The sequence below is a fragment of the Arthrobacter sp. Soil763 genome (genome assembly GCF_001428365.1).
Classification (GTDB): domain Bacteria; phylum Actinomycetota; class Actinomycetes; order Actinomycetales; family Micrococcaceae; genus Arthrobacter.
The window spans coordinates 21,016-35,663 of the sequence record NZ_LMSH01000007.1; the positions used below are offsets into that span (position 1 = coordinate 21,016).

Annotated in this window: 18 protein-coding genes; all 18 read right to left on the reverse strand. The window is 69.3% G+C overall.

Annotated elements, in window-relative coordinates; genetic code table 11:
* Positions 1-24: 24 nt before the first annotated feature.
* Entirely contained in the window at positions 25-852 is an 828-nt protein-coding gene (locus tag ASG71_RS15980) for a flagellar motor protein MotB (protein WP_056741146.1), read from the reverse strand.
* Positions 849-1,670: a motility protein A gene (locus ASG71_RS15985; protein ID WP_056741148.1), complete on the reverse strand. Its 822-nt coding sequence runs from the start codon at positions 1,668-1,670 to the stop codon at positions 849-851. The genes ASG71_RS15980 and ASG71_RS15985 overlap by 4 nt, the downstream gene beginning before the upstream one ends.
* A gap of 3 nt (positions 1,671-1,673) precedes the next feature.
* A complete protein-coding gene (locus tag ASG71_RS15990) occupies positions 1,674-1,961 on the reverse strand; it encodes a flagellar FlbD family protein (protein WP_056741150.1) in 288 nt (95 codons plus the stop codon).
* Between the two features lie 223 nt (positions 1,962-2,184).
* Positions 2,185-3,357, reverse strand: a complete 1,173-nt coding sequence (locus ASG71_RS15995) for a flagellar hook protein FlgE (protein WP_056741152.1) — start codon at positions 3,355-3,357, stop codon at positions 2,185-2,187.
* A gap of 30 nt (positions 3,358-3,387) precedes the next feature.
* Positions 3,388-3,822, reverse strand: a complete 435-nt coding sequence (locus tag ASG71_RS16000; RefSeq protein WP_056741154.1) for a flagellar hook assembly protein FlgD — start codon at positions 3,820-3,822, stop codon at positions 3,388-3,390.
* A gap of 17 nt (positions 3,823-3,839) precedes the next feature.
* Positions 3,840-4,574 carry a flagellar hook-length control protein FliK gene (locus ASG71_RS16005; RefSeq protein WP_056741156.1) on the reverse strand — a complete coding sequence of 245 codons (735 nt, stop codon included), beginning with the start codon at positions 4,572-4,574 and terminating at the stop codon, positions 3,840-3,842.
* A gap of 821 nt (positions 4,575-5,395) precedes the next feature.
* Positions 5,396-6,088, reverse strand: coding sequence for a C40 family peptidase (locus ASG71_RS16010; protein WP_056741157.1), 693 nt, complete (start codon positions 6,086-6,088; stop codon positions 5,396-5,398).
* Positions 6,085-6,519, reverse strand: a complete 435-nt coding sequence (locus ASG71_RS16015) for a flagellar FliJ family protein (protein WP_056741159.1) — start codon at positions 6,517-6,519, stop codon at positions 6,085-6,087. Before ASG71_RS16015 ends, ASG71_RS16010 begins: the two co-directional genes overlap by 4 nt.
* Positions 6,516-7,844, reverse strand: a complete 1,329-nt coding sequence (locus ASG71_RS16020) for a FliI/YscN family ATPase (protein ID WP_056741161.1) — start codon at positions 7,842-7,844, stop codon at positions 6,516-6,518. The genes ASG71_RS16015 and ASG71_RS16020 overlap by 4 nt, the downstream gene beginning before the upstream one ends.
* Positions 7,841-8,515 carry a FliH/SctL family protein gene (locus tag ASG71_RS16025; protein ID WP_056741164.1) on the reverse strand — a complete coding sequence of 225 codons (675 nt, stop codon included), beginning with the start codon at positions 8,513-8,515 and terminating at the stop codon, positions 7,841-7,843. Before ASG71_RS16025 ends, ASG71_RS16020 begins: the two co-directional genes overlap by 4 nt.
* On the reverse strand, positions 8,505-9,521 hold the full coding sequence (gene fliG, locus ASG71_RS16030; RefSeq protein WP_056741166.1) for a flagellar motor switch protein FliG: 1,017 nt from the start codon (positions 9,519-9,521) through the stop codon (positions 8,505-8,507). Before fliG ends, ASG71_RS16025 begins: the two co-directional genes overlap by 11 nt.
* Complete coding sequence (gene fliF, locus ASG71_RS16035) at positions 9,518-11,128, reverse strand: flagellar basal-body MS-ring/collar protein FliF (RefSeq protein ID WP_056741168.1); 1,611 nt, start codon at positions 11,126-11,128, stop codon at positions 9,518-9,520. Before fliF ends, fliG begins: the two co-directional genes overlap by 4 nt.
* A complete protein-coding gene (fliE, locus tag ASG71_RS16040) occupies positions 11,128-11,433 on the reverse strand; it encodes a flagellar hook-basal body complex protein FliE (RefSeq protein ID WP_056741170.1) in 306 nt (101 codons plus the stop codon). Before fliE ends, fliF begins: the two co-directional genes overlap by 1 nt.
* Positions 11,433-11,825, reverse strand: coding sequence for a flagellar basal body rod protein FlgC (locus tag ASG71_RS16045; RefSeq protein ID WP_056741172.1), 393 nt, complete (start codon positions 11,823-11,825; stop codon positions 11,433-11,435). The genes fliE and ASG71_RS16045 overlap by 1 nt, the downstream gene beginning before the upstream one ends.
* Positions 11,825-12,166 carry a flagellar basal body rod protein FlgB gene (locus ASG71_RS16050; protein WP_056741174.1) on the reverse strand — a complete coding sequence of 114 codons (342 nt, stop codon included), beginning with the start codon at positions 12,164-12,166 and terminating at the stop codon, positions 11,825-11,827. Before ASG71_RS16050 ends, ASG71_RS16045 begins: the two co-directional genes overlap by 1 nt.
* A 156-nt stretch (positions 12,167-12,322) precedes the next feature.
* Positions 12,323-12,709 (reverse strand): hypothetical protein, encoded by a 387-nt coding sequence (locus ASG71_RS16055; RefSeq protein WP_157366507.1) that lies wholly within the window; start codon positions 12,707-12,709, stop codon positions 12,323-12,325.
* On the reverse strand, positions 12,702-13,220 hold the full coding sequence (gene fliS / locus ASG71_RS16060) for a flagellar export chaperone FliS (RefSeq protein WP_056741179.1): 519 nt from the start codon (positions 13,218-13,220) through the stop codon (positions 12,702-12,704). Before fliS ends, ASG71_RS16055 begins: the two co-directional genes overlap by 8 nt.
* Positions 13,220-14,548 (reverse strand): flagellar filament capping protein FliD, encoded by a 1,329-nt coding sequence (gene fliD / locus ASG71_RS16065; RefSeq protein ID WP_056741180.1) that lies wholly within the window; start codon positions 14,546-14,548, stop codon positions 13,220-13,222. The genes fliS and fliD overlap by 1 nt, the downstream gene beginning before the upstream one ends.
* Positions 14,549-14,648: the final 100 nt, after the last annotated feature.

The window sequence follows — 14,648 nt, forward strand, 5'->3', positions numbered from 1 at the left end:
GGGTGCCCGTTGCGGCGGCAGGCCCTATTTCTGGCTGAGCTTCAGTGCCTTCGGGATGAGGGCGCGGACGACGTCGGGCTTGTCCGAGATCACCACAATGTCGACTCTGCGGTTGCGTTCCATAAGCGCCGGCGTCGAATCGTCATTGACCTGGCGGGCGGAGCCGAAAGCGACAGCGCCGATCCGCTGCTGCGGGATCCCGCCGCGGTCCACCATGTAGCGCAGCACGTTGACGGCGCGCGCCGAGGACAGCTCCCAGGTGGACGGGTACGCCGTGACGCCCTTGGCCGCGTGGCCCTCCACCATGATCTCCAGCGCCGCGGGGCGCAGGATCGGCGAAATGATTTGCAGCACCCGGGAGGCGCGGGGGGTCAGTTCGGGCCGGTCGGGGTCGAAGAAGGCCTGCGAGCCGACGAGCTTGACGGTCAGTCCGCGCTGGTCGATCTGGAATTCGACGTTCTGGCTCAGCCCGGCCGCCGCCAGCCCGGCCTTCATCTTCTGCTCCAGGGCCTTGAGCCGGTCGACTTCCTTCTTGGCGGCTTCGAGGGCCGCGTCCTGGGTCTTCTTGTCCTCCGACTGGACGGCGGCGAACGCCTCCAGGTCCTTGTCGACAAACTCGGGCGGGACCACCGTGCCGGAGGCTGTGTCCACGGTTTCCGAGGCGACGGTGCCGAAGCCCGTGGCGAGCGAGTTGCGCAGCTTTTCGAATTTGTTCGCGTCGACCGTGGACATGGCGTAGAGGACGATGAACAGGCACATGAGCACCGTGACCATGTCCATGTAGGAGGCCATCCAGCGTTCGTCGACGTGGTGCGCCTCGGGTTTCTTGCGTGGCCGCCGGCGGCCGCTCACGCGGCTGTGTCCATCGGCTCCGCACGGTCGTCGCCGCCGGGCGCCTTGCGGCCCTTGTCGACGCTCTTGAGCTGGTGCTCGGGGACCATGGAACGGAGCCGCTCGGCCAGCAGCAGCGGCTGGGCGCCGGACTGCACGGCGAGCATCCCCTCCATCACGAGGGTCATGCGTTCGATCTCCAGTTCGGAGAGCCGGGCCAGGCGCGAACTGAACGGCAGCCAGATGAAGTTGGCGGAGAGCAGGCCCCACAGGGTCGCGACGAACGCGGCGGCGATCATATGGCCGAGCTCGTCCGGTTTGGAGAGGTTCTCCAGCACGTGGGTCAGGGAGACCACGGTTCCGACGATCCCGACGGTCGGGGCGTAGCCGCCGAGGCTGGCGAAGAACTTCGACGAGGCGTGGTCGCTGCGGGACTTCGTGTCGATCTCGTCCTCCATCTGCATGCGGAGGTCCTCGGCGTCGGTGCCGTCGGCGATGTTCTGCAGGGCCCGGGCCAGGAACGGGTCCTTGACGCTGGCGGCCTCCTCCTCCAGGGAGAGCAGGCCCTCGGCGCGCGCCTTCTCCGCGAAGCGGACCATCTGGTCGATGCTTTCCTGGGGCTTCGCGGTCTTGCCGACGAACATGGCCGGCACGGACTTGAAGGCCTGGATGACGTCCTTGAGGGTGTTGCCGGCCAGGCCGATAGCCAGGGTGGCTCCGAAGACCAGGATCAGGGGCCCGGGCAGCAGCAGGGCGGTGATGCTGCCGCCTTCAATGAGCACCATGGCAATGACGGAGCCAAAGGCTAGGAGAAGTCCTACGGCTGTTGCGGGATCCATGACTTACTTTCTTGGTGGTTCAGGTGCGGAGGGGTCGACGTCGTCATCCGCCTCGGCCGGCGGGACCAGGCTCAGCGGGAAACCGGTAACCGCTGGAAAGTCCCGGGCTTTGCTGAGCACGTAGGCACGGTAGTCGGCAATCAGCTCCACCACCTCGGCGAGGCTTTCCAGCACCACGTAAGCGGCGCCGTCGAGCGTGACCAGGTGGGTGTCCGGGCTCTCGTGGATCCGTTCAATCAGGTCCGGATTGACCGCGAAGCGCGTTCCGTTGAGGCGAGTGACAACGATCATGGGCCGATTCTCTGGGACTGCCCGGCTGGTTGGCCGGACGACGGGATGGGGGTGTTCTCCCTTTACTGTCGGCCGGCCCGGCGGTTTCGTTAGCCGCCGTGCGACCCGCTCCCCCGTTGCTCTCTCACTTATGCCCGCCCTGAGCCGGAAATGCCATACGGCCGCTGCAACGCCCTGAGCGTTGCAGCGACCGCGGGACTTTTGCCGGCCTGGCCGCGAGGGTTTAGCGCTTGAGGTTGCCCAGTTCCTGCAGGACCTCGTCGGAAGTGGTGATGATCCGGGCATTCGCCTGGAAGCCGCGCTGGGCGACGATCAGGTTGGTGAACTCCTGGGACAGGTCCACGTTGGACATTTCCAGCGAGCCGCCGGCCAGGGTGCCGATGCCGGCGTCGCCCGCGGCACCGAGCTGGACGTTACCGGAGTTGGCAGTGGCGACGTAGGACGAGCCGCCGGCCTTCTCCAGGCCGGCCGGGTTGGTGAACTTGGCGAGGGCGATCTTGGCGAGGACCTGCTTGACGCCGTTGCTGAAGGACCCGATCAGCGAGCCGTCGTTGCCCAGGGTGAAGGACTCCAGCTTTCCCACCGGCGCTCCGTTTTGGCCGGCGACGGTCAGCGAGCTCATGCCGGAAAAAGCGGAGACCTGCGAAAGGTCGACGTTGACGCCGCCGACCGCCAGCGAGGAGCCGGACGTGAGCTTGCCGTTAGCGAAGGTCATGGTCGTCGAACCGGTCGTGGCACCGTCAAGCCCCTCCACGTTCCAGCTGTTGCCGCCGTTGGCGGTGAATTTCAAGGTGATGTCGCGGGCGGCGCCGGTGGCGTCGTAGACCTTGACGAGGCGCTCCAATTGCGTTCCTGCCGCGGCTTCACCGGGCAGGTTTCCGTCCATCGTGACCTGAGTGGTGGGGGTCGCGATCATGGTGTTCGGGTTGAGCGTGATGTCGCCGATGGCGCCCGCCTGGTCCACCTTGCCGTTGTTGTTGGCGGTCCAGCCCTGCAGGATGCCGCCGTCGGGGCTGACGAGCTGGCTGGCGGCGTCGAACGTCATGGACCCGGCCCGGGTGAAGAGCTGCTGCCCGCCCTTGCTGGTGATAAAGAAGCCTTCGCCGGAGATCATCATGTCGGTGGCACGGCCGGTGCTCTGCGAGGAGCCCTGGGCGAAGTTGGTGCTGACGCCGGCGACGCGGACGCCCAGGCCGATCTGTGCCGGGTTGCTGCCACCGGACTCGCCCTGCGGTGCGGAGGCGCCCTGAGTCATCTGCGACAGCGTGTCCTGGAACTGCGTGGAGGACGCCTTGAAGCCGGCCGTGTTGACGTTGGCGATGTTGTTGCCGGTGACATCCAGCATGGTCTGGTGGGCGCGGAGGCCGGAGATACCGGAGTACAGCGAGCGGAGCATGGGAACTGCCTTTCTACGGGAGGAAAACGGCTAGGAAGCGGCCGGTGCGGTGAGGCCGCTGATGGAGTCGAGGGGAACGGAGAGCTCGCCGACCTTGACGGTCGGCACTGCGCCGGCGAAGGAGACCGAGCTGGCGATCCCGGTGCCGGTGGTGCCGTCGGGGAGGGTGTAGTCGACGGAGTGGCCGATCAGCTGTGCCGCGGCGGAGCGCATCTGCAACGAGAAGCCCTCCTTGCTGTTGCTGGTGAGCTCGGTCATTTTTTCCATCATGGACAGCTGGATGGTCTGGGCCATCATCTGGTTGGTGTCCATGGGGGCACTGGGATTCTGGTTCTTCAGCTGGGCCACAAGGAGCGACATAAAGACGTTGGCGTCCATGGTCTGCACGGGCGCCCGGACGGCTGCAGCCTCCGGGGTCGTCCCCGCGGCCGTCACCGGCTGGGGGGCGATGGGCTGGATAGTCATGAGTCGGGTTCCTTTGGTCAGACGAGAATGTCGAGGGTGGTTTGCGGGCCGTTGAGGATCCTGGCGGTGCGCAGCGATGACTGGTCCGCCAACTGGTCCCAGCGGTGTCCGGGCCGGGATTCCCCGCGCCCGTCCTGGCTGCCGCTTCCGGAACCGCTCCGGGCGCCGCTGCCGGTGTCGGCACGTTCTGCCGCCCGCGCGGAGGCGTCCTGTCCCCCGCCGGAGGGGCCGCTGTGGTCGGAGACGTCCAGGCTGGCCCCGAATCCCGAATCCGCAAGCTCCTTGCGAAGGTCGGGCAGGATTGCCCGCAGCGCCTCGCGGCCGGTGTCCGCAGGGGCGAAGAGTTCGATTCTGACACCTGCGCCGTCGATGTGGGCGCGCACTGTCAGCGGGCCAAGGTCTTCCGGGCTGACCTTCAGGGTCATGACGTGCTGGCCCTGCGGCGCGGCCGCCAAGGTGAAGAGCGGTTTGGCCAGCTGCGGCTGGAGTGCCGGCTGCGGCGAGGACGCCGGGGACGCGGGCGCCCCGGCGGGCGTACCGGGTCCGGGCGTCACGGGTGCGGGGGCCGGGCCGGGTGCGGCCAGGGCCGATGCGCCGGCCGCGGCGAGTCCATCGGCCGGGACGGCCGTCAGCGGGAGGGCTTCCGTGGCCCGACCCGTGGGGCCGGCAGGTTTGTTCACGCCGCCGCCGGCCGTCGCGACGCCGGCGGGCGTGGCGGTCGGCGCGCTGGACGCGTTGAAGGTCCCGGGCATCCCGGGCAGGGCGACGGCAGGCGCAGCCGGGGCTGGCGCAGACGGGCCGGGCTGTCCGACGGCCGGCGCCGTTGCTGGGTCGGGGGCGGATGATGCGGCCTGAACGCCGTTCGACACTGAAGCGACGGCCGACGACGCTGCCGGCGGAACCGACGTAACGTCCGCCGACACCGCCGTTGTGGGGGCGGTCTGCAGGGCGGCCGCGGACCCAGCAATACCCGGCGGTACAGGGCTCGAACCCATCGGAGCGCCGGCAGGTGTGGCTGCCGGGCCGCTCACTCCCTCCGCTGTTACCGCACCGGCGGCAGCCGCAGCGGCGCCGCGAGCTGCGGCCGCGCTGCCGTATGCGCCGGGATTCATCCAGCCCAAAGCGGCAATAGCGTTGGCGGTGGCGAGGGAGGCCGACGCGGGATCTGCCGTCGACGTGTCGACCGGCGCGGGGCCTGACTGGGTCGCGTCCGTCGTCGTCTCAGTGCCGTCTGCGGAGGCCGGGGCCGGATTCGCCGGAGGCACGAGGCTGGAACCACCCAAACCTGAGGGAGTGTTGGGTACGGAAGCAGCCGAACCTGAGGGAGCGTTGGTGCTTGAAGGCACCAGACCTGAGGGAGCGTCGGTGGTGGAAGGCACCAAAGCTGAGGGAGCGTCCGGAGTGGGAGCCTCAGGGGTGGGGGCCGGGGTTGCGGAGGCGCCGACGGCGTCGCTCAGGACGGCACCGAAGGCACCGGCGTCGGACGCCCCGCCCTCGGCACGGCCGCGGCTGCCCTGCCCCGCACCCCGGGCCGGCGCCAGCGCAGTCGCCAGGTCCGGCCCGGCTACGCCCTTCACGCTCCGCCTCCAGCCGGGACGATCCGTCGGATGGAGGTCAGGTTGGAGTGCTGTTCCCAGGCATCGCGGATTTGGATGGTTTTGCCGGGCACCGGGGCGTCGATCGCCTTGCCGTTGCCGAGGTAGATGGAGATGTGGTTCCCGCCGAAGCTGATCAGCAGGTCCCCGGGCTTGGCCTCCGCGAGGGACGCCACCGGGGTGCCCTGCTTCATCTGGTCGCTGACAACGCGGGGAAGCTCGACGCCGAGGTCCTTGAAGACACGCTGGGTGAAACCGGAGCAATCCATGCCGGTGGCCGGGTTGGTGCCGCCCCAGACGTACGGCACGCCGATGTACTTCTTCGCCATCGCCACCACGTCGGTACCGGTGGCGGTCCCGGCAGCGACGGGCCGGGCGACGGCGGACGGGGCAGTGAGCCCGGCGAGCCCGCCCAGGCCGAGGCCTTTGCCTAGGCCCCCGCCCAGGCTGCTGGCGAGCGTGCCGGCGTCCGGGCCGGCCGAGGAGCTTCCGCCGAGGGCTGCGGTCAGCGCCTCGGTGAAGGAGCCGGTGTCACCCGTTCCGGTGGCGAGGGAGGCCGTGGCAGCGGACTGCAGCGCCGCGGTCTTGCTCTCGGCCTGGGCCGGCCTGGTCAGTTCGGCGATCATCGACTGGATGCCCTGGATTCGGCCCAGCGCTTCGGTCATGCTCATGGGCGCACCTGCTGGTCATCGCGGTGCCAACTGGTCGAGGAGATCTCGTCGAGGGTGGACTGTTCGGCGCGCAGGTCCGCGGTGCTGACCTCGGCGTGGTGCCGCGCCTGCAGCTTTTCCAGGCCGGTGGAGCGGGTACGCGCGGCGATGAATTCCTCGCGCGCAGCTGCCTCGTCGGTCTCGGCCAGCCGGGCCAGGCCCTGCAGGTCCGCGAGCATGCTGTGGGACGCGGACCGGGCCGCGGCCACGGCGCGCAGCGACGCGGTGCTGTCGATGTCCCCGTCCGTGGCGGCCAGCTGCCGGCGGGCGGAGGATTCCCGGGCCCGGACGGAACTGGACCGCGAGCGGGCGCGGGCCAGCCCGGAGGCGGCCTGGTCCTGCTGGATCTGGCGGAGGCGCAGCAGCCCCGCGAGCGAGAATTGCCGGTTCATGCGGCGGCTCCCAGAGTTGAGGTGAGGTAGCCCAGCTGGCGCCAGGACTCGTGGTGCGGGGTGGATTCCTCCATCGGCTGCTGCAGGAAGGCGCTGACGGCGTCCTCGTGCGCCAGGGCGGCGTCCACCAGGGGGTTGGTTCCGGCCTGGTAGGCGCCGACATCGATCAGGTCCTGGGCTGCCTTGCGGGCCGCGAGCACCTTGCGCAGCGCGGAGGCGGCGGCCAGGTGCGGGCCGGCGTTGACCTTGGACGCGACGCGGGACACCGAGCCGAGCACATCCACCGACGGGAAGTGGCCCGTGACGGCGAGCTTGCGGTCCAGTACGACGTGGCCGTCCAGGATGGACCGGGCGGCGTCGGCGATTGGTTCGTTATGGTCGTCGCCGTCCACCAGCACGGTGTAGATGCCGGTGACGGATCCGGTCTCCGCTGTGCCGGCGCGTTCCAGCAGCCGCGCCAGTACGGAAAAGGTCGACGGCGGGTAGCCGCGGGTCGCGGGCGGCTCGCCGGCGGAGAGGCCGATCTCGCGCTGGGCCATGGCCACACGGGTGAGCGAGTCCATCATCAGCACCACGTCCTTGCCCTGGTCGCGGAAGGATTCGGCGATCCGGGTGGCGGTGAAGGCGGCGCGCATACGCATCAGCGCGGGTTCGTCGGAGGTGGCCACGACGACGACGGAGCGCGCCAGCCCGGCCGGGCCGAGGTCGTCTTCAAGGAACTCGCGTACTTCGCGGCCGCGCTCCCCCACCAGGGCGACGACCGAGACCTGGGCGTCGGTGCCGCGGGCGATCATGGACAGCAACGAGGACTTGCCGACGCCGGAGCCGGCGAAGAGGCCCATGCGCTGGCCCTTGCCCAGGGTGGTCATGGTGTCCAGGACCCGCACGCCGGTCTGCAGCGGGGTGTTGATCCGCGCGCGCTTCATGGCGTTGGGCGCCTCGTTGTCGATCGGCACGCGGGGGCCGCTGAGCAGCGGGCCCTTGCCGTCGATCGGCCGGCCCAGGCCGTCGAGGACGCGGCCGAAGAGCCCCGTCCCGGTCGGGACCAGGACAGTGCCGCCCTTGGCACGGACCGGGTCGCCGGCGGCGATTCCGGCCAGGCGTCCCAGCGGCATGCAGCGCACGGCGCCGTCGTTGGCGGCGACCACTTCGGCGTCGAGCCCGGGGTTCTCCCCCACCGTGATGAGGTCACCGAGCGCGCAGTCCAGGCCGGAAACCTCCAGGCCAAGACCCATCACGGAGGTGACGGTGCCGACGCGCTGGGGTGCGGCGGCGGCGAGTGCCGCGGCGAAGTCCCCGCCCTTGGGGCGCCACTGGGTGATCATGGCTGACCGCCTGAGGGGGTGCCGGGCGCGTCCGTCCACTGGTCGCCCAGCAGGGCCGCCTTCGCGCGGGCCAGGGCGCTGCCGAGACTGGCATCCAGCCACCCCTGCTGGTATTCCACCTTCGCGTCGCCGCGCTGCAGGGTCGGGTCGGCGAGCAGCGGAAGGCCGGCCGGCTCGTCCTGGCCTTCGCGGGCGAGCACGTCGATGTCAGCAGGGTGCAGCCGGATGGCAAGCACGGTCGCGGCGTCGCTGCCGGACAGCGCCCGGGCCAGTGCGGCGCGCGCCGTGCGGGTTCCCTCGGCCAGTTCATAGCCCAGGATGGCTTCGGCCAGCTCCAGGGCGGTGCGTGCCAGCACCTCTTCGGCGTCGGTCAGGGCCTGGACGTTGCGGTGTGCGAAGTCGGTCCGGGCCACCGTGAGCGCGCGAACGGCACGGTCCAGGTCCTGCTGCCCGGCGGCGAGCGAGGCGGCCTGCTCCGCGGCCATCCGGTCCCGCCAGCGGCGCTGTTCCTTGGCCGCGGCGCGCACGCCCGCGGCGTAGCCGGCGGCGTGGCCCTCGGTGTAGCCGGCCTGTTCGTTCGCCGGCCCGGTGGAGCGCAGCGAGGGGAAGACGATGCGGGCCGGGACGCCGTCGGCGACGGCGGCCCCGCTGAACGCGCGGTCAGTAGACATAGTCTTCTTCGTCCCCGCGCTGGATGGTGATCTGGCCGTCGGCCTCGAGCTCGCGGATGGAGCGGACGACGGCGGCCCGCGCCTCCTCGATCTGGGAGGCGCGCAGCGGTCCCAGCGCCGCGATCTCGGATTCGAGGATTTCCAGGTTGCGGCCGGAGACGTTGGTCGTGATGGTCTCCAGGACCTGCTCGGAGGCGCCCTTCATGGCGACGGAGAGCACGGAGGCGTCCAGGCCGCGCAGCACCAGCTGCACGTCGCGGCGTTCCAGCTTCACGATGTCGTCGAACGTCACCATCTGGGCGCGGATTTCCACGGCGAGGTCCGGGTCCAGCAGGTCCAGGCCGTCCAGGACGGAGCGCTCGGTGCCGGCGTCGGTGCGGTTGATGATCTCCAGCAGCGGCTGGATGCCGCCGACGACCTTGGATGCCTGCTGGGAGACGGCGGCGCCGCCGCGGAGCTTCAGCGTGTCGGCGACGATGCCGATCGCTTCCGGCGCGCCGGAACCCATGGTGGCGATGCTGAGCGCGACGTCGGCGCGGAGCGAGCCGGGCAGCCCGGACATCACGGCCGAGGCCTTGCGCGGGCTCAGGTGCGCGAGGACCAGGGCGATGGTCTGCGGCAGTTCGCCGTCGATCAGCGCCAGGATCTGCACCGGCTCAATGTCCTCGAGGAACTCGAAGGACTTGCCGGCCATGTTGACGGTGAGCCGGTTGATCAGGCCCGCGGCCTTCTCCGAGCCGAAGGAGGCCTCGAGCAGGCCCTCGGCGAGCTCACGGCCGCCGCGCGCCTGCCGCTGGCTGCTCAAGGCGGCCTCGTGGAAGTCCTTCATGATCTGTTCGGACACTTCTGGATCGACCCTGCGGAGCCGGACGATCTCGGCGGCGATTTCCTCCGCTTCCGAGTCCGTGAACTGCGCCATGACGAGGGCGGCGTTCGGCGGGCTCATCTGCATCAGCACGACGGCGGCGCGCTGGGTGCCGGTCAGGGTCGAGTCGGCAAGTTTCATACCGGCTGCCTGTCATCCATCAGGCTGCGGAGGTAGTCCGCCGCCTTCTCCGGGTTGGCCGCGACCATGCTGTCGATCTCCTGCATGCGGCGTTCGGCCTCGAGGACCTCCAGCGGCGGGGCCGGCAGCGGCTGCGGCGGCAGGGCGGCCAGCGGGATGGCCGACGTCGCCGGGGCCGGGTCGATGGCCGTGACGGCGGGGATCACCGGAAGCATGTCCAGGCGTTCGCCGAGGTCCACGGGTTCGCGCTTCTGGCGGCGGCGCAGGATCACGGTGATGACTAGGGCCAGGATCAGTAGTCCGAGCAGGATGCTGCCGGCCGTGACCAGGGTGCTGAAGAAGGCCTGCTGCTTCTGCGCTTCGAGTTCGGCCTTGGCTGCCTCGAGGGAGGCGTTGGCCTGGTCCGCGGCAGCCGTGCTGAACGGGATGACCTCGACCGTGACGACGTCGCCGCGGGCCTTGTCCACGCCGGCGGCGGAGGTGACCAGGGCGGTGAGCGAGCCAAGGTTCAGCCCGCCCGCGGCGGTCTGGCTGACGGCCACCGAAATGGTCTGGCGCTTGACCGCACCCGGCGGGATGACCCGGTCCTCGGTGACCTTGTTGACGGCGTTGTTCTTGGTGGCGGTGGTGGAGTCAAAGTTGCCGTTGCCGCCGGTGTCGCCGGGCACGGCAATGTTGTCCGGACCCAGGACACCGGCCCCTCCCCCGCCGGAGCCGGAGTACTTCTCCGTCTTGGAGGACTCACTCAGCGGCAGCGCGCCGGGGGTGTTGGAGAAAGTTTCGCTCTTCTGCTGGGCGGATTCGCCGGTGATGTCCGCAGCGACCGCAACAGTGGAGTTGCCGGGGCCGACGACGCGGTCCAGCACTGCGCGAACGGCGTCGCCGGTACGCTGCTGGTAGTCGGAGGCCTGCTTCGAGGCGGAGCCCGCGGCGCCGCCTCCGACGGTGGAGAGCACGTTGCCCTGCGAGTCGACCACGGACACGTTGGCCGGTTTGAGGTTTTCGATCGCGGCGGAAGTCAGGTGCACGATGGCCTGGACCTTGTCCCCGGAGAGAGTGACGCCGGGCGCGGTCTCGACGAACACCGATGCGGTGGTGTCCGGGGTCTTGGAGACGAACACGGTCTTCTCCGGGATGGCGAGGCGGACCGCCGCGGTCTTGACCCCGTCCATGGCGCCGATGGTGCTGGCGAGTTCGCCTTCCAGGGCGCGCTTGTACGTCACGGACTGCTGGAACTCGGAGGACGTGACGCCCATTTTGTCCAGCAGCGAGTAACCGGTCGCCGCCGCCGTCGGAAGTCCTGCGGCGGCGGCCTTGAGCCGTTCGTCGTAGACCTTGTCCTGCGGCACGAGGATGGTGGAGCCGCCGTCGCTGAGCTCGTAGGGGACGTTGTCCTTGCGCAGCTGCTCGACGATCCCGTTCGCGTCGGTGTCTTTCAGGCCGGAGAACAGCGGGGCCAGGGTGGGACGGCTGAGCCAGGCGGTCAGCGCGATGATGCCGACCACCAGCAGGGCAGCGCCGATCGCGGCGAGGGTGCGCTGGCCGGTGGTGAAGCCCTTGAGGCCGTCGCCGAAGCGCTGGAAGAAGACGGTTATCTGCGGAGGCATCAGGCCTGCATCCTCATGATCTCGTTGAACGCGTCAACGCCCTTGTTCCGGACGGTGGCCACGAGTTCGAGCGTGATCTGGGCGCGGCTCGCGGCGAGGGTGGCGTTGTGGATGTCATCCAGGTTGCCGGTGACGGCCGAGACCGCGAGCTGCTTCGACGTCGACTGCAGCTGCTGGAGGTTATCGACGGCGCCGGTGAGCGAGGAAGCAAAGGAGGACCCGTCCGTGGCGGGGACCGCGGCGGCGCCGGAAAGGTAGTCGGTGGGCAGGACACCCTGGACCGGGGCGATGGGGGAAACGGGCATCAGGATCTTCCAATCTCAAGGGCGGCGAGATAGGTCTCGCGGGCGCGGTCCACAACCTGGGCGTTGGCCTGGTAGCCGCGCTGGGCGATGATCAGGGCGCCCATTTGCTCTGCCATGTCGATGTCCGGGTATTTGACGTTGCCGTCGGCGTCGGCCAGCGGGTGGTCCGGCTGGTACACGACGCGGCCTGCGCCGTCGCCCAGTTGCGTGCTCTTGACGTACACGCCGGTCCCCTCGGCGCCCTCGGCGGCCTCGACGTACTTGGCACGGAACGCCGGGCCGGACGTGGCGGAGGCGTTGTTCATGTTGGCGAGGTTGTCCGAGACGGCGTCGAGCCACTTGCGGTGCACGGTCAGGGCAGTACCGGCGATGCCGATCGCGTCAAATGTCATTAGTTCGTCCTCAGCGCGGAACGGACGGCGGTGAATTCCCCGCCGATGGCCCGGGCGGCGAACTGGAAGCGCAGCACGGTGTCGATGTTGGACAGGGTTTCGGTGTCCAGGTTGACGTTGTTCCCGTTGAGCTGGGTGGGCTCCAGCGACGCCGCGATGGTTGCCTGTGCGTGGCCGTCGCCCGACTGCACGGAAGCGGCGAGGGCATCCTCGAAGCTGACCCGCTTGGCGTGGTAATTCGGGGTGTTGACGTTGGCGATGTTGTTCGCGATGGTGCGCTGGCGCAGCGCCAACCCGTCCATGGCGCTGGCCAAGGCGGCGGAAGTCACGGATTCGAGCACAGAGTCCTGCCTGGGAAATTTGTGGGGTGGCCGATCCGTGGCCGGTAAACGAGCGATCCGTGCTCTTACTGTGGTTATCGGCACAGTTCAGCGCCGCGTTAGCAAAAAGTGTGAAAGGTTTCTTGGGGTTCTTCCTACGTACCCCTCCGGGCGTTGTCAGCCGTTGACGTCGAGGTAAATCGCGCCCGCGGGATCGCCGACGCCGGGCACCGAGCTGACCGCCTGCAGTTGCCGCCCGACGTCGTGCTTGGCCGCTTCCAGGCGCCGGGCCACCCGCTCCTGCGCCGCGGAGAGGGCCATGGCCCGGCGTCGCGCCTCGGGCGGCAGCGGGGTGTGCAGTGAGGGCGGCGACCAGCGCTCCACCGGGAGGGCGGCGACCGGCTGCGCGACCGCGGACAGCGGTCCCAGCGGATCCTTCAGAGTTTTTTCGGCCGCCACGACGGCCATCTCCAGTACGTCCAACACCAGCATCCAGGCGGCCAGTGCGGGATCTGCCCCGGCCGGCTCTGCGCTGCGGTTCCCCCAATGAGCCTGCTCAGCCAAAGCCCAGGCTCCCGCTGCCGGCACCGGTTTGGGCGTTCCAGGCTCCGGCTGCCGCAAACGCCGACGCCGGGGCTGCCGCCGGGGCTGGCTGGGTGGCCGGCGCGACCGGGATGGACGCGGCGGCTTCGTGCCAGGCCTGGCGCAGCGGCTCCAACAGCTCGATCGCTTCGCGGGTCAGGGCGGCGTCGCGCTGGATGTTGGCGTTGACGAGGGCGGTGAAGGCGTAGTTGTACAGGCCCAGCAGCCCGTCCGCGCCGTCCCACGCGTCCGTCTTGAGCGAGGAGATCAGTTCGGCGATGATGGCCTGGCCGTGGAGCAGGTTCTCGGAGGCGACCGGCCAGTTGCCGGTCTGTTGCGCGGTCTCGGCGCGGCCGAGGTCCAGCAGCAGCCGGTCGTACAGCATGGTCAGCAGGCGGGCCGGAGGTGCCGAGAGCACCGAGTCGGCGAGGTACTGGTTCCGCTGGGCGGCGCCGCCGAGGCCGCCGCCGTAGCCGAAGGGGGTGCTGGTCATTACTGGGCGCTCCCGCCGGAGAGGCCCGCGAGCTGCGAGGTGAGCCAGGACTGCTGCGCTTTCATGTTGCTCAGCGCCACCTCCAGGCCGGAGTAGGTGCTCTGCAGGGTGGCTTTGCGGGAGGCGAGCCGGAGGTCCCAGTCGCTGATCCTGTCGGCGAGGTCCCGGACCTCGGACTGCTGCCCGGTGATCTTGGTGGTCAGGGTGCCGGTGTACTTGTCCGAGGCGTTGGTGGCTGCGGTGGCGATCCGGCCGGCCAACTCCTGCACCTTGGCGGCAGTTCCCGCCGGGTCCGCGGCGAGGGCGGCGCCGAACTTGGTCGCGTCGAACTCCATGGTGCCGGTCTTGGTGATGCTGATCCCGATTTCCGAGGGCGAGCGGGGCGGCGTTCCTACCGGCAGCGATGCTGCGGAAAGGATGCTCTGGTTCACTGAACGCACGGTGCTGTCCCCGGCGAAGACACCGGCGGAGACTTTGGTGCCGCTGGTGTTGGTGGTGGTGCTGACGGCCGTCTTGTTCGCCACCAGCGAGAAGATGCCGTTGACGCCGTCCACCAGGTCGGATGCCAGCTTGGTGATGCCGGCGTCGTCGCGGGAAACGGTCAACCTCACCGGAGCGGCAGTGACGTCCTTGGCGGTGACGGAGACGCCGGGCAGCAGGTTCGTAAAGGTGTTCGTGGAGGACGTTACAGTCTGCGCGGCGGTGGTGCCCGGCCAGAGCGAAATCTCAGCGTCCTGGGCGTCCTTGACGTTGGTGTAGGTGGTTCCGGCGTCCGTGATGGTGAAGGCGCCGGCGGCGCCGGATTTGGTGGCGGTGAACTGGAGGCGGAAGTCTCCGCCGCCGACGTCGACCTTGGTGGCAGTAACGCCCGCCCCGGCGGCGTTGACCGCGGTGACGACGTCGTCAAGGTTGTTGGATGCCGGGGTGATGGTGAAGTTTTGGCCGCCACTGTTGATGGTCATGGTGGTGTACGGCCAGCCAGTCACGGCGTTGACCTTGGGCGTCACCGTCACCTGGGTCTGGGCCAGCTTGGTCACCTGGAAGTCGAGTGAGCCTGTTTTAGCCGCCGCGGTGGTGGTCGCGATGACCTTGTCGCTGGTCGTGGTGGCGGTGGTGAGGTCCAAGGCGCCGGGTATAGCCTCGGCGGTCGCCTGCGTTGCCAGCGCTGCGACCTTGCTGTTGAGGCCCTGCAGGGCGGAGACCATGGATTGCAGGTCGTAGGACTTGTTCTTGAGCAGGGTCTGCGGCAGGGCTTCCGACTGCATGATGGAGCTGATGAGGGCGGTGGTGTCGAGCCCGCTGGCCAGTCCGTCGAGTGAGATTCCCATCGCTGCCTTTCAGTGCTGTCGAAATGTGCTGTCCAGAATGTGCTGGCAAGAATGTTCCGTACCGCTGGGTGCGGCATCAGTGTTGCACGTAAGGGCCGGA